Genomic DNA, 25,431 nt, shown 5'->3' with positions numbered 1-25,431 from the left:
ATAATCAGTTCTTTTCTATTCTGATGCGGGCATCCACTGCTATTACGTACTTTTCCGTGGCCAACAACGGATTGATATCCATTTCCTTAATTTCCGTAGCAAAGCGCAGCAAAGTGGACAAGCGGACAATAATTTCGGCAAACCTGTCCTCATTCACCCCTTTCTGCCCGCGCGTGCCTTTTATTATCTTATAGGCGCGCAACGAATGAATCATCGAATAAGCCTCCTCATAAGACAAAGGAGCCAGACCGGAGGATACGTCTTTCAGCACCTCCACAAAGATACCGCCCAAGCCGCAAAGCACTACATGCCCGAATTTCTCCTCATACTTGGCTCCGATAAACAGTTCCGTTCCTTTCAACATAGGCTGCACCATGATACCCGTTACTTCCGGAATCTGCATCATCCGTTCAAACTCCAACGCCAGATGCTGTTCACTCTTTATATTCAGTACCACACCGCCTACATCGGATTTATGCACAGGCCCCACCACCTTTGCCACTACCGGGAATCCGGCACGACGGGCAAATGCAAGCACCTCTTCCTTGTTTGCAGACACAAACTCCTCCACTACAGGAATACCGGCAGAATGCAGCAAAGCCTGCACGTAATGCGGTTCTATATAACCGTTTTCGGGGATGGAATCAATGATGCGGCGGATGCGCGGAACATCCACGCCAAACAGCTCTATTTCATTATTTGCCGGTTTCGAGGCATTCATAATGCGCGATAAAGCCGTACCCAACGTCACTTCATCGGCAAAGTTCACGTGACCTTTGGCAAGAAAAGCGGCCACTTCGGCTCCTGCCGTATTAATGGACGGGAGAATAGGGAATATCGGTTTCCTGCAAGCCTGCATCTTCTCATGCAGCACATCGTACATTTCGAACATGGTGACCAATCCCGGTGTACCGAAAATAGCCATTACCGCATCCACATTATCAAACTTCTCTTCGCAATATTCCAAACAAAGCCGCAGATGCTCAGGCGTACCCGTAGCTAAAATATCTATTGGATTACCAACAGCAGCTCCCGGAAAAAGCTTGCTTTTCAGCTCTTCGGCAAGCTCACCTTCCAGCTTCGGCACATTCAGTCCGCCCTTGCTCAAGGCATCGGTCAACATCACCCCCGGTCCGCCGGCATGGGTGATAATGGCAAAATTCTTTCCTTTCAGTTCCGGCAAAGTGAAGATACATCCTACCGTAGTCAGCTCTTCACGGGAGTAGCAACGTACGATACCTGCTTTACGGAACAAAGCCTCCACCGCCGAATCGGAACTGGCGATAGCTCCCGTATGCGAGGATGCCGCACGGCTGCCACTCTCACTGCTTCCCGACTTGATAGCCGCAATCTTACATCCTTTTCTTATCAACGAAGAAGCATGGAACAGCAATCTGTCAGGGTCGCCTATACTTTCTATATAAAGCAGTTTTATCCTGGAATCGTTTTCAGCATCGAAATGCTCGTCCATATATTGCAGCACATCTTCCACTCCAATCTGTTTGGCATTGCCCACAGACCATACGGAATTGAACTGCAAGCCTTTAGTTACCGCGCTCTCCAGAATAAACACCGCAGTGGCCCCGGAACTGGAAATCAAATCAACACCCTGCGGGTTCAAATTGGGAATAGGCTGGCTGAACACGCTATGATGCCACGTATTCATCAGCCCGATACAATTGGGACCTATCAACGAAGCGCCGTACTTATTCACTGTTTCCAGAATACGGTCTTCCAACAACGCCCCTTCATGCGTTTCCTCTCCGAAACCTGCAGAGAGAATGATGAACGCACGTACCTGCTTTTCCGCAGCAAGCAATTCTACCGCATCCGGACAAAAAGATGCCGGTATGGCAAGTATTGCCAAGTCCGTATCCGGAATATCCTTTACATCAGCATACGCTGTAACGCCCTGTACTTCTGTTTCTTTCGGATTGACGGCACGCAGTTCTCCGGTATAACCGCCATTAATCAGATTTCTCAAAATAGCTCCACCGGGTTTATGTACATTGTTGGAAGCTCCCACCACCACAATACTGGCAGGACGCAGCAATTGGTTTGTTATCATAGTCTGTTCATATTAGTAAAGTACGACAATCGCACAAATATACAATTTATATACATAATGACAAGAAGATAACCTTTTAATATTACCGTATCCTTGTTCTTCCAAAGACGAAATATTCCGGACACGAAGTATATAGGGCTCTTTTTGTAGGTTTAAGAGAAAACCGTTATCTTTGCACTGCTTAAAAGCGTTCATAACAAAAGAGATACATAGATACAATGGAAAAGAAATTCAAGCGTACCACCGTGACATCGGCGTTGCCCTATGCCAACGGCCCCGTTCATATCGGACACTTGGCAGGGGTTTACGTACCTGCCGACATCTACGTCCGCTATCTGAGACTGAAAAAAGAAGACGTGGTCTTTATCGGCGGCTCCGACGAACACGGAGTGCCCATCACCATCCGTGCCAAAAAAGAAGGGATTACACCGCAAGATGTAGTAGACCGCTATCATACGCTTATCAAGAAGTCTTTTGAGGAATTCGGCATTTCGTTTGACGTATACAGCCGTACTACTTCAAAAACGCATCACGATACAGCTTCCGAATTCTTCCGCAAACTGTACGATAAGGGCGAATTCATCGAAAAGACCAGCATGCAATACTACGACGAGGAAGCCAAGACTTTCCTTGCCGACCGCTACATCACCGGCGAGTGTCCGCATTGCCACGCAGAGGGCGCTTACGGCGACCAATGCGAGAAATGCGGTACAAGCCTCAGCCCTACCGACCTGATTAATCCGAAAAGCGCCATCAGCGGCAGCCAGCCCGTAATGCGCGAAACCAAGCACTGGTATCTGCCCCTCGACAAACATGAAGCATGGTTGCGCCAGTGGATATTGGAAGACCATAAAGAATGGCGTCCCAACGTGTATGGCCAATGCAAGAGCTGGCTCGACATGGGCTTGCAGCCGCGTGCCGTGAGCCGCGACCTGGATTGGGGTATTCCCGTTCCGGTAGAAGGCGCCGAAGGTAAGGTGCTTTATGTATGGTTCGATGCTCCCATCGGTTATATCAGCAATACCAAAGAACTGCTGCCCGACTCTTGGGAGAAATGGTGGAAAGACCCTGAAACACGTCTGGTTCACTTCATCGGAAAAGACAACATCGTATTCCACTGCATCGTATTCCCCGCCATGCTGAAGGCGGAAGGCAGTTATATCCTGCCCGACAACGTGCCCAGCAACGAGTTCCTGAATCTGGAAGGAGACAAGATTTCCACTTCACGCAACTGGGCCGTATGGTTGCACGAGTATCTGGAAGACTTCCCCGGCAAGCAGGACGTGCTGCGCTATGTGCTCACTGCTAACGCTCCGGAAACAAAAGACAACGACTTCACTTGGAAAGACTTCCAGGCACGTAACAACAACGAGCTGGTAGCGGTATACGGCAACTTCGTAAACCGTGCCCTGCAACTCACCAAGAAATACTTCGACGGTGTAGTGCCCGCTGCCGGCGAACTGAACGACTACGACCGCGAAACACTGAAAGAGTTTGCCGACGTAAAAGAAGAAGTGGAGAAGCTGCTCGACGTATTCAAATTCCGCGATGCGCAGAAGGAAGCCATGAACCTGGCACGTATCGGTAATAAATATCTGGCAGACACCGAACCCTGGAAGCTTGCCAAGACGGACATGCCGCGTGTAGCCACCATCCTGAATATCTCCCTGCAGCTGGTTGCCAACCTCGCCATCGCTTTCGAACCGTTCCTGCCGTTCAGCAGCGAAAAGCTCCGCAAGATGCTGAACATGGACAGCTTCGACTGGGCAGAGCTCGGCCATACAGACCTGCTCCCCGCCGGACACCAACTGGCAACTCCCGAACTGCTGTTCGAGAAGATTGAGGATGATGTTATCCAGGCACAGGTAGACAAACTGCTCGCCACCAAGAAAGCAAACGAGGCAGCCGGCTACAAAGCCAATCCTGTCAAGCCCGTTATCTCATTCGAGGACTTCGAGAAACTGGATATCCGCGTAGGAACCGTATTGGAATGCGAAGCCGTACCCAAGATGAAGAAGCTGTTGAAGTTCAAGATAGCCGACGGACTGGAAAACCGTACTATCGTCAGCGGCATCGCCCAGCACTACCAACCGGAAGAGCTGGTAGGCAAGCAGGTACTGTTCATCGCCAACCTGGCTCCCCGCCAATTCAAGAACGGACTGGTGAGCGAAGGCATGATACTTTCTGCCGAAAACTATGACGGCTCACTGGCAGTAACCTCACTGTTGCGTGAAGTAAAGCCCGGCAGTGAAGTGAAATAATCCGTATGAGCGAGTCTTCACTGAAACAAAAAACAATAGGAGCATTGCTCTGGAACTTGCTGGACCGTATGGGCCAGCAAGTTCTGTTGTTTATTGTCGGTATCCTCGTAGCCAATATACTCTCCGTCAAAGACTATGCGCTGGTAGGGATGCTTGCCATTTTCAGCGCAATTGCCAATATCGTACTGGACAGCGGATTCAGTGCCGCACTCATTCAGAAGAAAGAGACGACTGCAGAAGAGTTCAGTTCCGTCTTCTGGTTCAATCTGGGAATGAGTATCCTGCTGTATGGAGTGCTGATGGGCTGTTCCCCGCTGATAGCCCGCTTCTTTAACCAGCCCAAACTGGTGGAACTGTCGGCTGTCATTTTTCTGGCACTTCCCATCAATGCGCTCACTATCATACAAAGCACCATACTGAACAAGCAAATCCGCTTCAAGCCGTTGACGCAAATAAACCTATACTCCATGACGGTTTCGGGCATAGCTTCGCTTGCCATGGCACTGACCGGCTGTGGAGTATGGACATTGGCCCTGCAACCGGTAATACTGGCAGCAGCGCGCGCCACCCTGCTATGGAGCCGCGAGAACTGGCGTCCGCAACGGACTTTCCGCTTCGCAGTCATACGGTCACTGTTCGGATTCGCTTCAAGCCTGTTATTGGCAAGCCTTATCAATACCTGCTTCCTGAATATCTATTCCGTTATCATCGGCAAACTGTTTCCGCAAAAACAATTGGGATATTATACGCAAGGAAACAAAATGTGCGATATGGGTGTCAGCCTGATTTACGGAAGTATACAGAATGCCACCTTCCCCATATTCAGTACCATCCAGAACGAACGGGAAAGGCTGATAAGGGCTTATCGCAAGACCATCCGTTTTACGGCATTCATCACACTCCCCATCATGGCAGGTCTGTTCGTTACGGCAGGTCCCGTTATCCGTTTGCTGCTGAAAGAGGAATGGTGGCCTTCCATTCCTTTCTTCCAACTGCTCTGTCTTGGCGGTTGCTTCACCATACTGACTGCCATCAACAATAATTTCATTAAAGTAAGCGGACGTTCGGACGGCATACTTAAAATAGAATATTACAAGATAGCCTTCACCGTGGCAGTAGTGCTGCTTACCTATCGGGAAGATGTGCTGACGATGGTAGCAGGCCTTGTAGTCACCCGCCTGCTGGTATACATTATCAATATGATTTACACCGCCCATTACACGGGATACCGCTTTTCCATGCAACTTATGGATTTACTGCCATATGCAGGACTCAGCATTCTGATGACCTTATTGCTACTGCCCATTGGCGGATGGATAGAGAACCAGTTGCTACTGCTCGTCACACAAGCGGCAGCCGGCACGGTCATTTATATAGGTACGGCCTATATCACCGGTTCGAAGATACTGAAAGACTCGCTGGAATTAATACGAAAGAAAAAAGGACATGAACAATAATACCGGACTTAAAGTCAGCGTCCTGATGCTCACCTACAATCAGGAACGTTACATCAACGAGGCCATCCGCAGTGTAATGCTGCAAGAGACAAACTTCCCCTTTGAACTGGTCATAGGGAACGATGCCAGTACGGACTGTACGGGAACGATTTGCGCAGACTGGCAAAAAAAGTACCCGGAACAAATCGTCCTATTCAACCGGAAGAAAAATCTGGGACTGCAACAGAACTTCATACAAACCTACGCCCAATGTCGGGGACAATATATCGCCATCTGCGAGGGCGATGACTTCTGGACAGACAAACGGAAACTGCAAATCCAGGCAGATTTTCTGGATACGCATCCCGACTATTCCACCTGTTTTCACCGGGTTATCAACTACTACGAAGACCGCGGAACCAAGAGCCTCAGCAATGGCGGGCAGAAGCAGGATACAGACATATCAGACCTTGCACGCAGCAATTACATCTCCAACGTATCCGCCTTGTTCCGCCGGGGCTTGTTTGGCGAACTGCCCGAATGGTTTGCCCGTGTCAGCACCTACGACTATGCCATACATTTGCTGAATGCACAATTCGGGAAGATACATTATATAAAGCGTCCGATGGCTGTCTACCGCCAACACGGAAAAGCAATCTGGAGTGAAGCCGGAACAGACCGGAAACTGGACATCGCACTCGTTGTCCGGGAGTTGCTAATGGATTATTTTAAAGAAAGAAGGACTGACGTATACGACAATCTCCGGCAATCCCATGCGCAGATATGCCTGAACCTCATCCGCCATTACACCGGCAAAGGACAGCAAGAACAAATAGAGCATACGGAAAAACGGCTTCTGCAATATCAACCGCAGTGGACTATGGAAGATGTGAAACGTATGGAATTGCCCCGCCCGCAATCAACCACACAAAGGCTGGCAGGATTTGTCAAAGGCATGATGAAACGGGGAAGAGCCGCCGTTTCCAGAGTGATACCGTTACCGCATATCTGACACGTCCGGCGAAAACGACCCATCCACACGCAAAGAGGACATTACAGGAATTTCCCAACCGTCTTTTCCAGCACACCGTTATCGCTCAGCAGCTTCTCCACAAACTCGCGAAAAGCTCCATAACCGCCATGTGCGGCCGTTACATACTTTACTTCCCGCTTCACATATTCGGGCGTATTGCTGGGAGAGGCGCTGTAACCCACCAGACGCAGCAGTGGCAAATCATTCAGGTCGTCACCGATAAAGGCAACCTCACTTAACGAAATACCCAACTCGCGGCATAACTCCTCAGCCTGCTCCACTTTATCCTTGACCCCTAAATAACAATAGTCGATTTTCAGCTTATCGGCGCGCTTCTGCACGATTTGCGTATTCTCGCCGGTCATAATGGCAACGGGTATATCTAATTCGCGCAGAAAAATCACTCCCCAGCCGTCTTTCACGGAAAAGCGTTTCATAACGTCCCCTTCGGCAGTATAATACATTCCGCCGTCGGTCCATACACCGTCAATATCGGTAATAACTAATTTCGGTAACATGCCTGTTATTTCTTTTAAGATTAAGAATGTAAGAATATCTATTGCCCACGCTCTCCCAATTTACCGCGTTTTCCGTCACGATAGCCGTCCCACAGAGCTTTCCATTTGGCTATCTTCTGCTTTTCATACAACAGCACAAAGACAATCCGTTTATATAGATGGTAGCGTAAATGGGCTTTCAGGTTCAGGCTCTCAGGATAGAGTCTGTGAAGTACCATGCCATTGCGCACATTGTAATAAGTACGTGCCGGCGGATACTCGTTCGGAAAAACCTCCTTACCCAGCAAGCGGTGTTTCTTCTTCTGATACCCCAAATCGTGTTGCAACAGGATATTTTTGAAACAAACCGTCCGTACTCCTTTACGCGCTGCACGCCAGCAGTACTCGCAGTCGATGCCCCATACAAACAACTCTTCCATAAAAACGTCCAGTTCTTCGAACAAGCCGACCGGATAAACAGTACCGGAAGTCATGGCGGAAGAGACCTCATCCACCCTGTCAGCAACGGGATAAAGCGGAGCCTGCTGAGACTTTATAAAATAATTGACGGAGAAAATAACCCGCTTTTCTTCCCCGTAACTCCGGATGGCAGCCATATAATCCGGGAAAGCTCCTGGCAGGAAGTAACTGTCCTGATCCAATGTCAGAAGATGCGTATATCCATGCTCGCGGGCATAAGCCACGGCATCATTCAGCGCAGTACCGATGCCTACATTCCGCCCGCAACCCCTATATTCCAGACGCTCCGGATGAGTGACGCCCGACAAGGGCAACTGTTCCTTTCCGCCTCCGGGCGTATTATCCCACAACAGCAATCTATCCACCTGCGGCAGATAACTGTTGATATTCCCGGTCAAATCCTTACCGGGATGATAAAGTACAACAACGGCAAGCAGTCTCATTCCTCAATCAATGACGGATAAATAATCTCGTTACGCGGTATCTCCTTCCGTACCCGACGGCCTACCACCTTATCTCGTTCTGCCCACTTAAAGCCGTCGCCCGGACTAAGCAGGTGAATATCCTCTTCCGTGATAATATCGCCGGGATGCAGCGCCTTGTTCGTAGCAATGGAACGTTCCAGCTTCACCTTGGCGGCAGAGACGGCAGGGTCGATATACAATTCCTCCCTGCCCAGCCAATGCTCGGCGATGCGGATATCACGAATCATGCGGTTCACACCGTCCGGTCCCAAAGAACCTTGTTGGTCTGTTCCCTTCATGCGGCGGTCAATGGTGACGTGCTTCTCTATAATCTCCGCACCCATTCCTACGGCAACCACCGGAGCGGCAATGCCAATGGTGTGGTCGGAAAAGCCGATATGGTATTGTCCGTAATGCTGTTTCAGATAAGTTATCGTTCTCAGGTTCAGGTTATCGGGCTGAGTGGGATACTGCGATACACAGTGCAGTATGGATATATCGTTGTGATAACGGGTAATAACCTCCAAAGCATCGTCCAGTTCCTTCTTGCCTGCCATACCGGTGGAAAGGATGATAGGAATCCTGGTTTCTGCCATCACTTCCAGCAACGGCAGGTTGGTAAGGTCGCGGCTTGCCACCTTGAGGCGGTCGGGCGTAAAGAGCTTCAATAAAGACATGCAGCCTTTTGAGCACAGTGTTTCCACGAAGTCCAGGCCCAATGACTTGGCATGCTTGTAAACTTCAAAATGCTCCTCGTCCGTCAGTTCCAGATAAGCGCGGTGCTCGCCATAGGTGCGTCCGAAAGAGTGGGGAGAGTCGTACGGACGGTTCATCTGCGAATCGGTCAGTTCTTCATTCAAATCCCGCTTGGTCATCTTTACCGCGTCCATAGGACGGAGTTCCAGATTAAAGACTTCTTCGCGTACGGGACGTGACACCAAGTCGACAATCAACTTGGCGATATCGACGGAACCGTTATGGTTCTGTCCTATTTCTCCGATAATGTATGTACTCTTCATTCGGCAACTGTTATTTTTGTTTACTATCATCAAATCTATCTTCCTTCCCTGCCACAATACACTGTAGAAAGGGGGACAATGAGTCAGGGAGTGAAAGGCATTCAGTCAGGGAGCCATCCCCTTTCAGTCAGTGGCTGAATGGAGTCCGGTCAGCGACTGTTGCCGGCCTCTTCCCGGCAGTATAATCTTTTTTCCTTTTCCAAGAAGTCTCCCTGCGATAAAGCCGGAGCTTATTTCTCGTTTTTCGCTATATTTTCCAGCATTTTGACCCTATACTCCGGATGTGCCTCCACCAACCGGAGCAGTGCATGGATGCTGTGGTCGGTCTGCTCGCAGAAAGCGACGTAAAGCTCTTGCAACAGGGTGAAATCCTCCATTGTATCGAGCGTAAAGCGAAGGTCCAACCGCCCTTCCAGCTCATCGGGCAACGGAAGCAGGCGAACGCTGAACGCTTCGGGGTGTGTATAGAGATAAATCGTAACGTGCTCTATGTACAGTTTTTCCTGCGTAGCGGCGGCTGCACGGCGCAGGGCATCGGCAGTCGTCAGCTCGGCAAACAAGCCCAAATGAGATTTGATAGTGGGACGGCCGTCTGCAAAACCGTAAGCGATATAATCTGCCGGGCGGGCATCGTACTCCTCGAAGAAAGCCCGGAAACTGTCGGGACGCAGGAAAGGATTGTCAGAACAGACACGGATAAAGCGGTCAAGGTTGAATGTTGCGGCAGCCCGGATAAAGCGGTCGAGTACATTGTCCTCGTCTCCCCGGTAGCAACAGATACCTGCTTCGCGGGCAACCTCTGCCAGTATATCATCCTGCGGACGGTCGGTAGTGGCAAGCACAATAGTCTTATCGGCGCAGGCCTGCTTGATATTTCCGATTAAAATGTCGATAATGCGCTGCCCGCCATAGAAAGGGAGCAGTATTTTATTATGCAACCGGGTAGAACCGGTACGTGCCTGAATGATGATTCCGTCTTTCATACTTTCATTCGTTTAAAAGCGTCTATATAACTGCCCGGCGTAACGTTGATCACTTCCTTGCCCAACCGGCGCGCATAGGCTTCGAGCACGAAGTAGGACTTAAAGGCCACATACATGTGGTAAAGTATCGTATAAAGCCGTGCGCTATGCAGATTCTCCTGCGTCACCGTTGCCGCCTGCGACTTATTCTGGTCATAGAAATGTTTTTGGTGCATCAGTACCACGTTGTCGTCCGTCACCGTGATTTCCGGCAACCAGGAGTGATCGGCGCCTGCCAGATAAATTTTCTTGAAAGGCAGACGCAACCCGATGGCAATAGAAGGAATCAGTACGTTGTGCGGACGGGGCACACCCCAACCCTTAGCGAATACCCAGTTGCAGAATCCCTGCACACCTTCTATCGGAGTGGTATTGTAAATGCAGAGGCGGATATTCCTGTTACCCGCCAACATAGGCTGCCACTCTTTATTCTTCAAAGCACGGGCGGGAATAAACAGGTTCATCGGCCAAGCGGTTTTTTCGGCAAGCGTCCGGAACAATTGTACCCGCTTCTCGGGAACAATCCAAAACAGAGGGTCGGCTATCAGATATATCTCCGGGCGAAGCTGCTCGAACATCGGGGAAGTAACGCAGAAATTCACCGCCAGCAGCGTCTTGCCCTGTACAAAGTCCGGAGTTTCCCGAACCGTACGGTTCAATGAAGGACCGTTGGCAAGTATCAACAGTTCTTCCGGATTACTGAACGACGATGGTAGGTGCGTACGCCATTTGGATTGTAACAGAATCTTCACCACACTCAGGAAAGTCTGCCACAGTTGCTCCAGCTTTTTCATTCCTTTATCTCCCATATTCACATTTATTTTCTACCGATGAACTCCAGGTTTCTTCCGGCGAAAAACTCGTTTTCCACGACGTTCAATCCGTTGCTCAGCGCAACATCTCCACTGCTCCCGGCATTACGAGCTTTTAACCTCGGCAAAGATAGGGAGTTTAGCGGTTACAGACTAAAAAAATAAAAGATTTATAGAGCAGAAAGCGGCAAAAGCAGTACTTTTGTCCAAACATTCCACAAAAATGAGAGTACTATTAATCAATACATCCGAACGCATCGGCGGGGCAGCCGTAGCGGCCAGCAGACTGATGGAGTCGCTCAAGAACAACGGCATCAAGGCCAAACTTCTGGTACGTGACAAGCAGACCGACCAAATCACCGTGGTTTCATTAAACTACAACTGGCGCATGATATGGAAATTCGTATGGGAGCGTATCGTCATATGGAAAGCCAACCGCTTCAAAAAGGAGAATATCTTTGCCGTGGACATCGCCAATACAGGTACGGACATTACCTCTCTTCCGGAGTTCCAGCAGGCGGATGTCATTCATCTCCACTGGATAAACCAGGGAATGTTATCTCTGAAGAATATTGAGAAAATCCTTGCATCGGGCAAACCCGTAGTATGGACCATGCACGACATGTGGCCGTGCACCGGCATCTGCCACCATGCCCGCGAGTGCACCCGCTATCAGCAGGAGTGTGGCAACTGTCCTTTCATCCACGGCAACGGCAGCAGAAAAGACCTCTCCTACCGGACCTTCCGCAAGAAGCAGGAGCTATATCAGGGACGGCACATCAATTTCGTAACGTGCAGCCACTGGCTGGAAGGACTGGCCAAGAAAAGCGCCCTGCTCGCCGGACACACGATTACCTGCATCCCCAACCCTATCAATACCAACCTGTTTAAGCCGCACAACAAGCAAGAAGCACGCAACAGATGCCAACTGCCGCAGGACGCCAGACTCGTACTGTTCGGCTCGGTAAAGATAACGGACAAACGGAAAGGTATAGACTATCTGGTAGAATCGTGTGAACTGCTGGCGGAAAAACACCCCGAACTGAAAACGGAGCTCGGTGTCGTCGTTTTCGGCAAAGAGTCGCAGCAACTGGCCAACCTGCTGCCTTTCAAGGTCTATCCGCTGGACTTTGTGAGCAACGAACACCAGTTGGTAAACATATACAATGCGGTAGACCTCTTCGTCACCCCTTCGCTGGAAGAGAACCTGCCCAACATGATTATGGAAGCCATGGCATGCGGCATTCCCTGCGTCGGCTTCAACGTGGGCGGCATTCCCGAAATGATAGACCACCTGCACAACGGATACGTGGCGCAATACAAGTCGTCCGAGGATTTTGCCAACGGCATCTACTGGACACTGACCGACCCGGATTATCCCAGCCTCGCCGAGCAGGCCTGCCGGAAGGCCGTCACCCACTATTCGGAAAGCGCCATCGCCAAGAAATATATTGACCTGTACAACAAAGTCACCGGAAGAAATGCATAACCATCCCACCCCCAAGTTCAGCGTCATTACCGTGACCTACAATGCCGAGGCTGTATTGGAAGATACCATCCAGAGCGTTATCTCGCAAACCTACCGCCACGTGGAGTATATCATTGTGGATGGAGCGTCGAAGGATAAGACACTCTCTATCATAGACCGTTATAAGGATCACATCGCAAAGGTGACAAGCGAACCCGATAAAGGCCTGTACGATGCCATGAACAAAGGCATCCGACTGGCTACGGGCGATTACCTCTGCTTCCTTAATGCAGGCGACAGCTTCCACGAAGACGATACGCTGCAGCAAATGGTACATACGCTGCCGGGAAGCGAGCTGCCCGATGTGATGTACGGTGAAACGGCCCTGGTGGACAAAGAAGGACACTTCGTACGTATGCGCCGTCTTTCCGCCCCGGAAACGCTGACATGGAAAAGCTTCAGACAAGGGATGCTTGTCTGCCATCAGGCCTTCTTTGCCAAACGCACTTTAGTAGAACCGTATAACCTGAAGTACCGCTTTTCCGCCGACTTTGACTGGTGCATCCGCATCATGAAAAAGGCACACACGCTGCACAATACCCGCCTCACGATAATAGACTATCTGGACGAGGGCATGACTACCCAAAACAGGAAAGCCTCGCTTAAAGAACGTTTCCGCATTATGGCGCAATATTACGGTCTGATAAGCACGGCAGCCTATCATGCCTGGTTCGTACTGAGGGCGGTACTGAAAAAATAATCCGTACAGCTTGAAAATTGTATGTGCCACTTCATTGGCAATCTTGTGCCAGTATATAGGCATAAGCGTGCCATTAAAGTGGCACATACATAGACTGTGAACGGCACGCCTAAGGTTTAAGCAACGAGCGCAACTCCTGCACACCTTCCGATGCTCCTTTTTGAATTACATGTATCTGCCGCATGGAATGTACATCCACCGGCTTAGGGTCTATCAGGTACACTTCGGCATCGCGAGGCACATAGTTGAGCAATCCGGCAGCCGGATATACATTCATCGAAGTACCGATAATGACGAATATATCCGCTTTCTCCACATAATCCACAGCCGTTTCAATCTCAGGAACCGACTCGCCAAACCAAACGATAAACGGACGAAGCTGAGTACCGTCGCCGGCTTTATCTCCCAACTTCACTTCGTACTCATCCGGTTTCAGTTCCTTTATGTAGTGCGGATTATAAGGGTCGCGGCTGGAGCAGACCTTTGTCAGCTCGCCATGCAGATGAATCACGCGTTTGCTTCCGGCACGCTCGTGCAGATTATCGACATTCTGCGTAACGACCGTTACATTGAAGTCCTTTTCCAGCTCTGCAAGCCCGATGTGTCCGGCATTCGGCTTTACATCCAGCAATTGCTTGCGACGCTCGTTATAAAAGTTGATAACCAACTCCGGATTACGGGCATAGCCTTCGGGAGTCGCCACCTGTTCCACCGGATATTTATCCCACAGTCCGCCCGCATCGCGAAAAGTACTGATACCACTCTCGGCGCTCATACCTGCACCGGACAAAACAACCAAGTTCTTCATCTTTATATCTCCTTAAAGTTCATATAGTCATACAAATGTATGAATAATACCCCAAAAGAGGGAAGTTATTTTCACTTACTAAGATTTTTTAATCTGAAAAAAACAAAATCATTCAAATAAAAGACGTATTTTTGCCATTCATTAATTTGCAATAGGCTGGAAAAGAAATGATTTCAGCCGCCAACAAAAACATTTTATGGATAAATTCAGTTATGCTATCGGCCTTGGAATAGGTCAGAATCTTTTAAGTATGGGTGCTAAAGGCATCGCAGTAGATGACTTTGCACAAGCAATCAAAGATGTCTTGGAAGGCAACCAGACGGCTATCAGCCATACGGAAGCCCGCGAAATAGTAAATAAGTACTTCGAAGAACTGGAACAGAAAATGAATGCCGCCAATATCGAGGCCGGCAAGAAGTTCCTTGAAGAAAACAAAAAACGCCCGGGAGTGGTTACGCTGCCCAGCGGGCTCCAGTACGAAGTTATCAACGAAGGCAACACAGGCACTTATGCCAAAGCTACCGACCAGGTACAATGCCACTACGAAGGTACGCTGATTGACGGAACGCTGTTCGACAGCTCCATCAAGCGCGGCCAGCCTGCCACATTCGGCGTCAGCCAGGTAATCCCGGGTTGGGTGGAAGCCCTGCAACTGATGCCCGAAGGCGCCAAATGGAAACTCTACATCCCCAGCGAGCTGGCTTACGGCGCCCAGGGAGCAGGTGAGATGATTCCACCGCACAGCACACTCATTTTTGAAGTGGAACTACTTAAAGTATTAAACAAATAATTTTAAAAGCAAAATGAAAAAAGTAACATTTATCATGGCTCTTGCAGCAGCTGCCGGTTTGGCATCCTGTACTGCACAAAGCCCGAAAGCGAACCTCAAAACAGACGTTGACTCATTATCTTACGCCATCGGTATGGCACGTACCGAAGGCCTGGATCAATATCTCGCACAGCAGGGTATCGATTCTACTCAAATGACAGACTTCCTGAAAGGTTTCAACGAAGGTGCAAGCAAAATCGACAAGAAAGACGTTGCTTACATGGCAGGTCTGCAAATCGGACAGATGGTAAGCAAGCAATGGGTAGAAGGCTTCAACCAACAGATTTTCGGTGGAGACTCTACACAAACCATCAGCCGTGAAAACCTGTTGGCAGGTTTCGTTGCCGGAGTTGTAGGCAAAGGCATCATGACCAAAGAAGAAGCTCAGACTTTCATGCAGACCCAGATGGATGCAGTAAAGGCTAAAGCCATGGAAAAGAAATACGCCGACAACAAAGCTGCCGGTGAAAAATTCCTTGCTGAAAACAAGACCAAAGAAGGTGTTGTAACCACTCCGAGCGGTCTGCAATATAAAATTATCACCAAAGGAACCGGTGAAATCCCCGCTGATAGCAGCAAAGTAAAAGTAAACTACAAAGGTACGCTGATTGACGGAACCGAATTCGACAGCTCTTACAAGCGTAAAGAACCTGCTACGTTCCGTGCCAACCAAGTTATCAAAGGCTGGACAGAAGCCCTCACTATGATGCCTGTAGGTTCTAAGTGGGAACTTTACATCCCGCAAGAACTGGCTTACGGCGCAAGAGAAACCGGCGGCCCAATCAAACCGTTCTCTACTCTGATTTTTGAAGTGGAACTGGTAGGTATCGAAAAATAAAACGATCATGCCATAAAAGCGATAGGGCGGTGAAGCGACGATACTTCACCACCCTATTCCATTATCCCCCTACCACTTTATCACCTTGTCATCCATTATCACTTTATCACCTTATTACCCTATCACTTTATCGTATTATCACTTTTATTCTTTTTTTCGCTCCATTCTATAGATAAATTAAAATAAAGTCCTATATTTGCTTACTATTTGATAAGAACAAGAACTTTACTTATTTACTATTATGGAAAAAATAGACAATCTTGACCGGCAGATTCTGGAAATCATTTCCCAAAATGCCCGTATTCCTTTTAAGGATGTAGCTGCTGAATGTGGTGTATCACGTGCCGCCATTCACCAACGCGTACAGCGCTTGATTGATTTGGGCGTTATTGTCGGCTCCGGCTACCATGTAAACCCTAAGTCTTTGGGCTACAGGACTTGTACTTATGTAGGAATCAAACTGGAAAAAGGCTCCATGTACAAGGCTGTTGTTACCGAGATGCAAAAGATTCCCGAAATCGTGGAATGTCATTTTACCACCGGTCCGTACACCATGCTGACCAAAGTGTATGCGCGTGACAACGAACACCTAATGGACTTGCTGAATAACAAGATGCAGGAAATCCCCGGCGTCACTGCAACAGAAACATTAATTTCACTGGAACAAAGCATCAAGAAAGAAATTCCTATTTGCCCGGAAAAGTAAGATAAATAAAACAATGGGGTTGTGCCGAAACAAAAAACACTTATTATTTGTTTTGACATAACCCCATGATTTCATCACCTTATCACTTTATATAAATATGGATTTCTTAAACGAATATCACCTGTCAGGACTTGTAATCGGTATCTGTACTTTCCTTATCATAGGCATCTTCCACCCCATAGTAGTAAAAGCCGAATATTATTGGGGAACTAAATGCTGGTGGATTTTCCTATTGTTGGGAATCGGCGGTGCCATTGCTTCACTGTATACCGACAATATTTTGGTAGCCTCACTGCTAGGTGTATTCGCTTTCTCTTCATTTTGGACCATTAAAGAAGTATTTGAACAAGAAGAGCGGGTAAAAAAAGGGTGGTTTCCCAAGAATCCTAAACGAACATATAAATTCTAAACAAAAAGCATTCGCATTTTTATCTGAAACGCTTGCATATTTCAAGAGAAAATACTACTTTTGTCCCCGCTATCCGATATAAGGATACACCGGACTTGTAGCTCAGTTGGTTAGAGCAACAGACTCATAATCTGGAGGTCCCTGGTTCAAGCCCAGGCTGGTCCACAAACTAAAAGGCTGATTCCTAACGGAATACAGCCTTTTTTGTTTGCAGACCCTCCAGATATGATAGTATGCCCAATTCTATAAAGCTACTACAATTCTAAGAAATACTTCTATATATAACCTCATTCGCAAGAATGTTGCAGCAGTTTATAATAAACAAAACCTTATATAATCTTCTATTTCTTGAGCAGCTACAGCATAAATCGGTGCAAGTTGCTCAAAATGGGAATCTCTTGTAAAACGAGAGCCGTTGATGGTCATAGCTAATTGGCTCATATTCCTTTCTCCGCAAATCTTAATGTAACATAATAATACCTTCTTGCCAATAGCAGTTTATTGGCTGCATCGCAGTTAGTTACAACTCCACATGTATGAATTTGTACTTTTTATGGACAATTACAGATTTCACATTTCTTATACAATCCATACATTTGCACATCCTAATTTTTTAATTTTATTTTTATGAGACCAAAAGTTATCTTAAATCTTTTATTCTTCCTTTTCTGCTGTACAGCAGTACAGGCACAGACAGGAAGACAGATTACAGGTAAAGTGATTGATGCCATGGGAGAGTTGCCCGGGGTAAGTGTTGTAATTAAAGGAACAACCAATGGGACAACCACAGATTTAAACGGAGAGTTTAAATTGGACAATGTAAAAAATGGTGATGTTTTACAATTCTCATTTATCGGCTACAAAACGGAAAATGTCAAAGTAGGCAATCAAAGTAAATTTGATATTACAATGACAGAAAATACCCAAACCTTGGAAGAAGTGACCGTTGTTGCTGTAGGATATGGTGATGTCAGAAGACGTGACCTGACCGGTTCTATCGGTTCCGCCAATATGGGCGATTTGACCAAGACTCCTGTCAGCAATATTACCGAAAGCCTCGGAGGACGTATTGCCGGCGTACAGGTTTCATCCGGTGACGGTGGACCGGGAGATAACTTTAATATAGTAATCCGCGGTGCCGGTTCATTGACCGGAAGTACAGCTCCGCTTTACGTTATCGACGGATTCCCTTCCGAAAGTTCCGGCTTAGGATCAATAAATCCTAATGATATTGAATCCATAGACATCTTGAAAGATGCTTCCGCCACAGCTATCTATGGAGCACGCGGTGCCAACGGTGTAGTTATCGTAACCACCAAAAAAGGCGGAGCTGGAAAGCCTACCATTACATACAACGGTAGCGTAAAAGTAGGTCTTGTAAAAAACACACCGGAAGTGATGAATGCCTATGACTTTGTCATGCTGCAACAAGAAATCATGGGCAGCGGAGAAGAATTCCAGAAAAACTATATAACCGAACTTTATCCTACACTGGATGCCTATCACAATGCTAAATCTTACGATTGGCAAGACTATATCTACCGTACCGCTCTCAGCCATAACCATCATATATCTATGACCGGTTCGCAAGGCGATTTGAAATACACCACATCTTTGTCTTACGATGACACACAGGGAGTTATCATCAACTCCGGCGTAAAACGCTATCAAGGACGTGTGAACCTGAGCCAGAAAGTAAACAACAAACTGAAGATTGACTTTACAGGGAACTATGCCAGCACTGTTCAGGACGGTCCTACCGTATCGAGCGCCACAAGTTCCATGTCTACCGCCTACATGTACAGTGTATGGTCTTTCCGTCCGGTATCCCCTACTGGAAGCGATCTTCTCAATCAGATGTACGATGAGGGTGTCAATATGAGTGAGGACTACCGCTTTAACCCCGTGAAGTCTGCTCAAAACGAATACCGTCATAAGACAACCAATAATCTCCAGTTTAATGTAGGTGCCGAATATGAGATAATTAAGAAACTCAAACTGAAAGTTACAGCCGGATATACATCAACCGACTACAAAAACGAAGAATTCAACGGTTCTCAGACACGCACCGGTAACAGCCACCCTTCCAACACTCAAAGTAAGGGAATAAACGCTTATCTATACCAAAGTGAAGCAAGAAGTTACCTGAACGAAAATACACTCAGCTACCAACTGAACAAGAACTCTCATAATTTCAATGCGATGCTCGGTATGTCTGTTCAGAAAAATACCAGCTATATACATTCTATACGGACGGAAAAAATCAGCAATGAATCTTTCGGCATGGCAGGACTCGATAAGGGAAGCACACCGGCCGTAAATTCTTCCAAAGGCGAAAACAAACTGATGTCTTATTTCGGACGTATCAATTATAACTACGACTCCCGTTACTATATAACAGCTACCATGCGTGCCGACGGTTCTTCCAAATTTGCCCGCGGCAACCGTTGGGGGTACTTCCCTTCCGGCTCTTTGGCATGGGCTTTTGCGCGTGAATCTTTCATTGCCGAAAATGCCAGCTGGCTGTCAAACGGTAAGCTGCGTTTCAGCTATGGCCAGACCGGTAACAACCGCATAGGCAACTATGACTATATGGCACACCTCATCACTGATGACGATCTTTACAAATATCCGTGGAACGGTCAGTTTGTACCGGGTTATGTATTGAGCAGCATGCAGAATGAAAAGCTGAAATGGGAAACAACCGAACAATTGGACCTCGGTCTGGACCTCGGCTTCCTCGACGGACGAATTAACCTGAATATGGACTATTACATCAAAACCACCAAGGATTTGTTGCTTGATGCCGATATATCTGCCAGCTCAGGCTTCTCTTCTGCTACCTTAAATGTTGGAAAATTGCGTAACAGCGGTTTGGAAATCACCTTGGAAACCACCAATATCAAAACTAAAGATTTCAGTTGGAATTCCAGCTTCAACATCGCTTTCAACAAGAATGAAATCATAGCCTTGAACTCAGGACAACCTTATATGACCAGCTATATCAGTTGGGATAACAAATATAAAACCACTCCGGCATATATCAGCAAAGTAGGTGAATCTGCCGGTAAAATGTACGGCTTCATCTATGACGGAACTTACAAATATGAGGACTTCAACAAGACAATAGATGAAAACGGCAAAGAGGTATATACCTTAAAAGAAGGCATCCCGTATTACGTAGCCGGTACTCAACCGGGAGACCCCAAATACCGTGACCTGACAGGTGAAGGCGAAATCAACGACAAGGACAAGACCACTATCGGTAACGGTCAGCCCAAACACATAGGTGGTTTTACCAATAATCTGGTTTGGAAAAACTTCGACTTGAACATCTTCTTCCAATGGAGCTATGGCAATGATATTCTCAATGCCAACCGCATGGTGTTCGAAAACCCTGCTGCCAAACAAAATACCAATATGTTTGCTGCCTATACTAACCGCTGGACTCCGGAAAACCCCACCAGCAACATACCGAGAGCCCGGGCGCAAGGTTCCAATGAATACAGTTCACTCTATGTGGAAGACGGCTCTTTCCTGAAACTCAAGAACATCTCATTGGGATATAATTTCGAGGCAAAAACACTGAAGCCCTTGCATATAAGCAGCGCACGTGTTTACCTTTCTGCCGAAAACATTGCTACTATCAGCGGTTATTCCGGAAGCGACCCGGAAGTTTCTACCCGTAATTCTCCATTGACACCGGGCTTTGACTGGTCTCCATACCCTCGCGCCTTCAGTATGTCATTGGGATTAAATGTAACATTCTAACCAAATATTAAAAATGAGACTGATATGAAAACAGTATATAAATTATTCCATGCAACAGTTTTAACATTATGCTCTGCCATAATGCTGAGCTCCTGCGACAGTTTTTTGGATACAAAGCCTTATGATTTCACCGCTCCGGAAACTTTTTACTCCAATGAAAGTGAATGTACGGCTGCTTTGGCCGGAGTCTATTATACTTTGGTCTACGAGAAGGTATACGGAAACAATTACTCATGCATGATATCCAACGTAGACGACCTGAGTTACTACCAGCGCCAAAGCGGACAATTAGCAAGTCAAGTCTATGGCAACGACCATAATCCGGGAAACCAACATGTATGGGGTACATGGGAGACTCTTTACAAAGGAATCAACAATGCCAACGTTTTTCTTGAGAATGTTAACAAAGCCGACATGGATGAAAGTGTGAAAACACGAATGAAAGGTGAAGCTAAATTTCTCCGTGCATATTTTCACTTCCTGTTAGTACAAGGTTGGTACGAAGTACCCATCCGCAAGACCTCATTCAAAGATGTGAATAATTCATCCATAGAAGCAACTCCCCATGCCGATGCTTTGGATTGGATTATCGGAGAAATGGAAGAATGCGTAAACTTGGTTGATGACCAGACCTATGATAAGTCTCCCTCTTATATCAAAAAGAATACAGTAATGGGTATCCTTGCCCGCGTATACTTGTGGCGTGCCGGATATCCCGCCAACGGCGGACAGCCTTATTATGCCAAAGCTGCATATTGGGCCAATGAAGTGAAAAAGTCGAATAAGCATAAGATGAATCCGGATATCTATGCAATCTGGAAGAACATGGCAGCCGACAAATATGATACCGAATACAATGAAAGCATCTGGGAAGCCGAATTTATCGGTAACCGTACTGCCGACGGCATAGGAAACTATACAGACGGGCGTATAGGAAATGTTATAGGCAATCTTCAAAAATGCACCAAAGCTACCGGTAAGGGATACGCCTATGGCTTTTATGCAGCCACTCTGATACTTTGGGATTTATTCGAAGAAAACGATAAGCGCCGCGACTTGTCCATCGCTCCTTATTGGTATGATGTAAACGACAACAAGAAAACATGGACAAACAAACAGATTGTCCAACGTTCATGTGGAAAGTTCCGCCGCGAATGGGAAACCTCTTCTATGAAAGAGAAGAGTTATACTCCTGAAAACTATCCTATTTTACGTTATGGTGATGTCCTTTTAATGCTGGCTGAAGCAGAAAATGAAGCCCATCAAGGACCTACGGATTTAGCATACGAATGCATTAATGAGATACGCCAACGTGCAGGCATATCCAAATTGGAGGGTTTGTCCTATACAGACTTCCAACAAGCCGTCCGTGACGAACGTGCCCGTGAGCTCTGTTTTGAGTCTCTGCGGAAATATGATCTGGTACGCTGGGGTATTTATGTAGAAGCCGTACACGACAAATTAGGAGCTGCGACTCAAGATAAACGCTGGGCTACAGGAAACCAGTTTATCGGTGCACGCGATTATGCAGCACGTACACAAGAAAAACACCAGTTTCTCCCCATTCCGACAAAAGAACTGGATGTAAACGGCAAATTGGAACAGAATAAATATTGGCAATAACCTAAATAAAAGAACTACAATTCTTCTAACCTTCAACTTTTTTTATTAACTTAACCGAAAGAGGTTGTTTCATGGCATGAAGCAGTCTGCCGTTCCGTCCGGAAAGAGATGGCGGCAGAATGCCTCTACATCGAAGACAACCTCTTTTTTTGCATACCTGCTAAAATTTCGCAATATGTACCGATTCTATTTGTTATATTGTCTGTTTTTATGCCTTGGCAACATACTCTTTGCACAGACAACCGGATTTGAAAAAGGAGTGCCACAATCCTTCTGCACAGTACAATCAAACGAACTCTCTTCCTCAGAAGAGTTCTACAAAGAAGGGAAAAGAAGCCTTGCATGGCAATTCTCTCCCCGTTCCGTGCTCACCGTCAAACTAGATACTCCCCTACATCTGGACTCCATATCAAAAGAAAAGCGCGGGATTACACTATGGATTTACAACGAACAAGCCAGAAAAGATTCGCTGCGCTTTGAATTCTTCTCTCCAACGGGTCATGTATCTTATAGGTTCGGTTTCCGGCTAAACGCTCAGGGTTGGCGTGCCTGTTGGATAGGCTTTGCCCACATGAAAGGAGATAAGCAAGAGAATACAATCGCCGGTTACCGTATCGTTGCTCCGGACAACAACGGACGCGTATTCTTCGACCGTCTCGTTTTCCCCGTAAAAGAAATGAATCAACGCACTACTCCCGACATGCAGATGTCCTACAATAATTCACTTACATTTAGAGACTTATGGCATTGGTGTCGTGTATGGCAATGGGAACAGCTGGAATATGACCTGCCTCTTCCTGCTACGCTGACTCCGACAGAGAAACAGGAATTACAAACCATAGAAGAACGGCTGACAAAAGTCCTGACAGCGGATAAAGTTTCACAAGGCAAAATCGACAAAGCCTATGCTACATTCCAAAAAGCACAGATACAACGCTCCGGAAACGGCTTTACAGGAGCTCCTCTTGTAGTTCCCGATGACAAGTTGAACCGCAAAAAGGGAGAAATATCCCTCAACGATCTGGAAACAATGCTCTCCGGATTTGCCTATGATGCCTATTACAATCAATCCAAAGATGCAGAACACAAATATTTTTTAGTCTGGGACTATGCCATGAACCAAGGATTTGCTTTCGGAAGCGGCATGGGAACCAACCACCATTACGGCTATCAGATAAGAAAAATATACACCACAGCCTGGCTGATGCGCGACAAAATACGGCAAGCTCCCACATGCGATAATATCCTTTCAACACTATCGTTCTGGGCAGCCTTACAGGAAACCCGTAAGGCATGCGGCAAAAACCGCGACGAGTTACTGGATACATGGCATACATTGCTGATGCCTAAAATTGTTTCAGCCATGATGACAAAGGATGAGAGAGAAAGGGTTCGCGCACTGAAAGGACTTTCACGTTGGGTATCCACGTCGTTGAGATATACTCCCGGTACGATTGGAGGTATTAAGGTAGACGGTACCACTTTTCACCATGGCGGCTTTTATCCGGCCTATACCACGGGAGCACTTGCTATGCTGGGACAATTCACCAATCTGACTAACAAGACTTCTTATCAATTGACCTTATCTGCCAGAAAGGTACTGAAATCCGCTCTTATCGCCATGCGCAACTATTGCAACAAATACGAATGGGGCGTAGGTATCAGTGGCAGACATCCTTTCAGCGGTTCCATGAAAGATGACGACATAGACGCTTTTGCCTACCTTGCCCTATCCGGAGACTTCTCGGATAAAGGAGAACCGTTTGATCATCAACTGGCCGCAGACTATTTGCGCCTTTGCAAACGTAATACCCCTGAAGCCGCTTACTTCAAACAACAAGGGATACTTCCGGCAACAGCGCCGCAAGGCTTTTTTGTATACAATTACGGTTCTGCCGGCATTTTCCGCCGCAATAACTGGATGGTTACGCTCAAAGGATATAACACAGATGTATGGGGAGCGGAAATTTACACAAAAGACAACCGGTACGGTCGGTATCAAAGTTACGGTTCGGTACAAATAATGGGGGCTCCTTCCCGCAAAGCCAGCGGTTACAATGAAAATGGCTGGGATTGGAACCGACTGCCCGGCACCACCACCATACACCTGCCCTTCGAACTGTTGAACAGTCCTCTGCCTGGTACTACCATGGCACGCTCCAAGGAAAAATTCGCCGGTGCAAGTTCTCTGAAAAACCAAAACGGAATGTTTGCCATGAAATTAATGGAACGAGACCTTAAAAACTTTACCGGCGATTTCGTAGCACGAAAGTCGGTATTTTGTTTCGATAACCGCTTAATCTGCCTTGGCACAGACATCAAAAACAGCAACAGCGACTATCCTACGGAAACAACGCTTTTCCAACACGTCTTCCGACCGGGAAAAGATTTCATCAGGATTACTGGAGAAAAAGAACAGCAAATAGGGCTGCAACAGGAACTACCTGCCTCGGATACACAACCGGTCTGCCTTGAAGACGGCTGCGGTAACCTGTATTTTGTGAAAGACGGAAAGGTAAAGGTACAAATCACAGAACAGGAATCGCGCCACGAAAAGTTACGCACCCCCACTACCGGAACATTTGCGTCGGCATGGATAGCTCACGGAACAGCTCCCAAAGATGGAAGCTACGAATACATGGTATGGATACAGCCTTCTGGAAAAGAACTGAAGACCCATGTGCCGGCAGCCACCTACAAAGTGATACAACGCGACCGCAAGATGCATGCCGTAAACGATATTCTGACAGGCACCATGGCATACGCTGTCTTTGAAGATACCAAACCGGCTGCCGATAATGTTTTCTCTTTCTTGCCCGCAGAAACAATGGTGATGTATCAAAAAGAGAATAATGCCTTGGTAATGAGTGTGTGTACTCCCAACCTCAACATTGCGGAAAAGACATTCACAACCAAAGAACCCAGCCGTATCATAATAAAAGAGTTGGAACTGAAAGGTAAATGGCATGTGTCTGCTTACGACAAAAGAGTGAAAACGACATACCGGACCGGCACAACCCAACTGAGTGTGGAATGCCAGCATGGGCAACCTGTAGAGTTTACCCTGATTCAATAAAGCCTCAGCAGACAACCGGTCTACCTCCTGCCGATTGTCTGCTGGCAAAAC

The 25,431-nt window shown here is 47.2% G+C and carries 19 protein-coding genes and 1 tRNA gene; 13 read left to right on the top strand and 7 right to left on the bottom strand.

What is annotated here, in order from left to right:
• Positions 1–4: 4 nt before the first annotated feature.
• Positions 5–2,068: an acetate--CoA ligase family protein gene (locus AB5903_RS00135; protein WP_022104895.1), complete on the bottom strand. Its 2,064-nt coding sequence runs from the start codon at positions 2,066–2,068 to the stop codon at positions 5–7.
• 218 nt (positions 2,069–2,286) lie between these two features.
• Here AB5903_RS00135 and metG point away from each other — a divergent pair, with 218 nt between their 5' ends.
• From metG to AB5903_RS00120, 3 genes are read left to right on the top strand one after another with little or no spacing between them, the layout of a single operon-like run.
• On the top strand, positions 2,287–4,329 hold the full coding sequence (gene metG, locus AB5903_RS00130; protein WP_005655552.1) for a methionine--tRNA ligase: 2,043 nt from the start codon (positions 2,287–2,289) through the stop codon (positions 4,327–4,329).
• A gap of 5 nt (positions 4,330–4,334) precedes the next feature.
• Positions 4,335–5,786 carry a lipopolysaccharide biosynthesis protein gene (locus AB5903_RS00125; RefSeq protein WP_195657868.1) on the top strand — a complete coding sequence of 484 codons (1,452 nt, stop codon included), beginning with the start codon at positions 4,335–4,337 and terminating at the stop codon, positions 5,784–5,786.
• The gene (locus AB5903_RS00120) at positions 5,776–6,777 is read left to right on the top strand and encodes a glycosyltransferase (protein WP_016660885.1); all 1,002 of its coding nucleotides are present in this window, start codon (positions 5,776–5,778) and stop codon (positions 6,775–6,777) included. Before AB5903_RS00125 ends, AB5903_RS00120 begins: the two co-directional genes overlap by 11 nt.
• 41 nt (positions 6,778–6,818) lie before the next feature.
• On the opposite strand, the gene AB5903_RS00115 is transcribed toward AB5903_RS00120, so the two are convergent.
• From AB5903_RS00115 to AB5903_RS00095, 5 genes are all read right to left on the bottom strand, one after another.
• Positions 6,819–7,316: an HAD family hydrolase gene (locus tag AB5903_RS00115; RefSeq protein WP_016660886.1), complete on the bottom strand. Its 498-nt coding sequence runs from the start codon at positions 7,314–7,316 to the stop codon at positions 6,819–6,821.
• A 38-nt stretch (positions 7,317–7,354) separates the two neighbouring features.
• A complete protein-coding gene (locus tag AB5903_RS00110) occupies positions 7,355–8,218 on the bottom strand; it encodes a glycosyl transferase family 2 (RefSeq protein ID WP_117907259.1) in 864 nt (287 codons plus the stop codon).
• Positions 8,215–9,258, bottom strand: coding sequence for an N-acetylneuraminate synthase family protein (locus AB5903_RS00105; RefSeq protein WP_005655560.1), 1,044 nt, complete (start codon positions 9,256–9,258; stop codon positions 8,215–8,217). Before AB5903_RS00105 ends, AB5903_RS00110 begins: the two co-directional genes overlap by 4 nt.
• A gap of 230 nt (positions 9,259–9,488) precedes the next feature.
• On the bottom strand, positions 9,489–10,241 hold the full coding sequence (locus AB5903_RS00100; protein ID WP_117907260.1) for an NTP transferase domain-containing protein: 753 nt from the start codon (positions 10,239–10,241) through the stop codon (positions 9,489–9,491).
• Complete coding sequence (locus AB5903_RS00095) at positions 10,238–11,089, bottom strand: hypothetical protein (RefSeq protein ID WP_272709998.1); 852 nt, start codon at positions 11,087–11,089, stop codon at positions 10,238–10,240. The genes AB5903_RS00100 and AB5903_RS00095 overlap by 4 nt, the downstream gene beginning before the upstream one ends.
• A gap of 226 nt (positions 11,090–11,315) precedes the next feature.
• Between AB5903_RS00095 and AB5903_RS00090 the strand changes: the two genes are divergently transcribed.
• Complete coding sequence (locus AB5903_RS00090; RefSeq protein ID WP_016660891.1) at positions 11,316–12,581, top strand: glycosyltransferase family 4 protein; 1,266 nt, start codon at positions 11,316–11,318, stop codon at positions 12,579–12,581.
• Positions 12,574–13,320 (top strand): glycosyltransferase family 2 protein, encoded by a 747-nt coding sequence (locus AB5903_RS00085; protein WP_005655566.1) that lies wholly within the window; start codon positions 12,574–12,576, stop codon positions 13,318–13,320. The genes AB5903_RS00090 and AB5903_RS00085 overlap by 8 nt, the downstream gene beginning before the upstream one ends.
• 109 nt (positions 13,321–13,429) lie before the next feature.
• Here AB5903_RS00085 and AB5903_RS00080 read toward each other — a convergent pair whose 3' ends face one another.
• Positions 13,430–14,128 (bottom strand): NAD-dependent deacylase, encoded by a 699-nt coding sequence (locus AB5903_RS00080; RefSeq protein WP_005655568.1) that lies wholly within the window; start codon positions 14,126–14,128, stop codon positions 13,430–13,432.
• A gap of 196 nt (positions 14,129–14,324) precedes the next feature.
• Between AB5903_RS00080 and AB5903_RS00075 the strand changes: the two genes are divergently transcribed.
• The 8 genes from AB5903_RS00075 to AB5903_RS00040 all read left to right on the top strand — a co-directional run bounded on the left by AB5903_RS00075 (position 14,325) and on the right by AB5903_RS00040 (position 25,380).
• Entirely contained in the window at positions 14,325–14,918 is a 594-nt protein-coding gene (locus tag AB5903_RS00075; protein ID WP_005655571.1) for an FKBP-type peptidyl-prolyl cis-trans isomerase, read from the top strand.
• A 13-nt stretch (positions 14,919–14,931) separates the two neighbouring features.
• On the top strand, positions 14,932–15,795 hold the full coding sequence (locus AB5903_RS00070) for an FKBP-type peptidyl-prolyl cis-trans isomerase (RefSeq protein ID WP_016660893.1): 864 nt from the start codon (positions 14,932–14,934) through the stop codon (positions 15,793–15,795).
• 241 nt (positions 15,796–16,036) lie between these two features.
• Entirely contained in the window at positions 16,037–16,501 is a 465-nt protein-coding gene (locus AB5903_RS00065) for an Lrp/AsnC family transcriptional regulator (RefSeq protein WP_005655574.1), read from the top strand.
• A gap of 97 nt (positions 16,502–16,598) precedes the next feature.
• Complete coding sequence (locus AB5903_RS00060) at positions 16,599–16,910, top strand: DUF4491 family protein (protein WP_005655575.1); 312 nt, start codon at positions 16,599–16,601, stop codon at positions 16,908–16,910.
• Positions 16,911–17,001: 91 nt separating this feature from the next.
• Positions 17,002–17,075, top strand: a tRNA-Ile gene (locus AB5903_RS00055).
• Between the two features lie 462 nt (positions 17,076–17,537).
• Positions 17,538–20,681, top strand: coding sequence for a TonB-dependent receptor (locus AB5903_RS00050; protein ID WP_117740668.1), 3,144 nt, complete (start codon positions 17,538–17,540; stop codon positions 20,679–20,681).
• Between the two features lie 24 nt (positions 20,682–20,705).
• On the top strand, positions 20,706–22,304 hold the full coding sequence (locus tag AB5903_RS00045; RefSeq protein ID WP_117740669.1) for a RagB/SusD family nutrient uptake outer membrane protein: 1,599 nt from the start codon (positions 20,706–20,708) through the stop codon (positions 22,302–22,304).
• A gap of 175 nt (positions 22,305–22,479) precedes the next feature.
• Positions 22,480–25,380, top strand: a complete 2,901-nt coding sequence (locus AB5903_RS00040) for a chondroitinase family polysaccharide lyase (protein WP_272709989.1) — start codon at positions 22,480–22,482, stop codon at positions 25,378–25,380.
• Positions 25,381–25,431 lie beyond the last annotated feature (51 nt).

Source organism: Bacteroides sp. 2201st1_D9_2201SCRN_220225 (assembly GCF_040928965.1).
Classification (GTDB): Bacteria; Bacteroidota; Bacteroidia; order Bacteroidales; family Bacteroidaceae; genus Bacteroides; species Bacteroides stercoris.
Note: the sequence above shows the minus strand (reverse complement) of the source record. Positions and strands in the feature narration are given on the sequence as shown.

Excerpts from the sequence above, each read along its gene's own strand:
- AB5903_RS00100 (WP_117907260.1), bottom strand. The coding sequence starts at position 10,241 with ATGAAAGACGGAATCATCATTCAGGCACGTACCGGTTCTACCCGGTTG.
- AB5903_RS00110 (WP_117907259.1), bottom strand. The coding sequence starts at position 8,218 with ATGAGACTGCTTGCCGTTGTTGTACTTTATCATCCCGGTAAGGATTTG.
- AB5903_RS00045 (WP_117740669.1), top strand. The coding sequence starts at position 20,706 with ATGAAAACAGTATATAAATTATTCCATGCAACAGTTTTAACATTATGC.
- AB5903_RS00135 (WP_022104895.1), bottom strand. The coding sequence starts at position 2,068 with ATGATAACAAACCAATTGCTGCGTCCTGCCAGTATTGTGGTGGTGGGA.
- AB5903_RS00085 (WP_005655566.1), top strand. The coding sequence starts at position 12,574 with ATGCATAACCATCCCACCCCCAAGTTCAGCGTCATTACCGTGACCTAC.
- AB5903_RS00125 (WP_195657868.1), top strand. The coding sequence starts at position 4,335 with ATGAGCGAGTCTTCACTGAAACAAAAAACAATAGGAGCATTGCTCTGG.
- AB5903_RS00075 (WP_005655571.1), top strand. The coding sequence starts at position 14,325 with ATGGATAAATTCAGTTATGCTATCGGCCTTGGAATAGGTCAGAATCTT.
- AB5903_RS00120 (WP_016660885.1), top strand. The coding sequence starts at position 5,776 with ATGAACAATAATACCGGACTTAAAGTCAGCGTCCTGATGCTCACCTAC.
- AB5903_RS00065 (WP_005655574.1), top strand. The coding sequence starts at position 16,037 with ATGGAAAAAATAGACAATCTTGACCGGCAGATTCTGGAAATCATTTCC.
- AB5903_RS00095 (WP_272709998.1), bottom strand. The coding sequence starts at position 11,089 with ATGGGAGATAAAGGAATGAAAAAGCTGGAGCAACTGTGGCAGACTTTC.
- AB5903_RS00070 (WP_016660893.1), top strand. The coding sequence starts at position 14,932 with ATGAAAAAAGTAACATTTATCATGGCTCTTGCAGCAGCTGCCGGTTTG.
- AB5903_RS00115 (WP_016660886.1), bottom strand. The coding sequence starts at position 7,316 with ATGTTACCGAAATTAGTTATTACCGATATTGACGGTGTATGGACCGAC.
- AB5903_RS00040 (WP_272709989.1), top strand. The coding sequence starts at position 22,480 with ATGTACCGATTCTATTTGTTATATTGTCTGTTTTTATGCCTTGGCAAC.
- AB5903_RS00105 (WP_005655560.1), bottom strand. The coding sequence starts at position 9,258 with ATGAAGAGTACATACATTATCGGAGAAATAGGACAGAACCATAACGGT.
- AB5903_RS00080 (WP_005655568.1), bottom strand. The coding sequence starts at position 14,128 with ATGAAGAACTTGGTTGTTTTGTCCGGTGCAGGTATGAGCGCCGAGAGT.
- AB5903_RS00090 (WP_016660891.1), top strand. The coding sequence starts at position 11,316 with ATGAGAGTACTATTAATCAATACATCCGAACGCATCGGCGGGGCAGCC.
- metG (WP_005655552.1), top strand. The coding sequence starts at position 2,287 with ATGGAAAAGAAATTCAAGCGTACCACCGTGACATCGGCGTTGCCCTAT.
- AB5903_RS00060 (WP_005655575.1), top strand. The coding sequence starts at position 16,599 with ATGGATTTCTTAAACGAATATCACCTGTCAGGACTTGTAATCGGTATC.
- AB5903_RS00050 (WP_117740668.1), top strand. The coding sequence starts at position 17,538 with ATGAGACCAAAAGTTATCTTAAATCTTTTATTCTTCCTTTTCTGCTGT.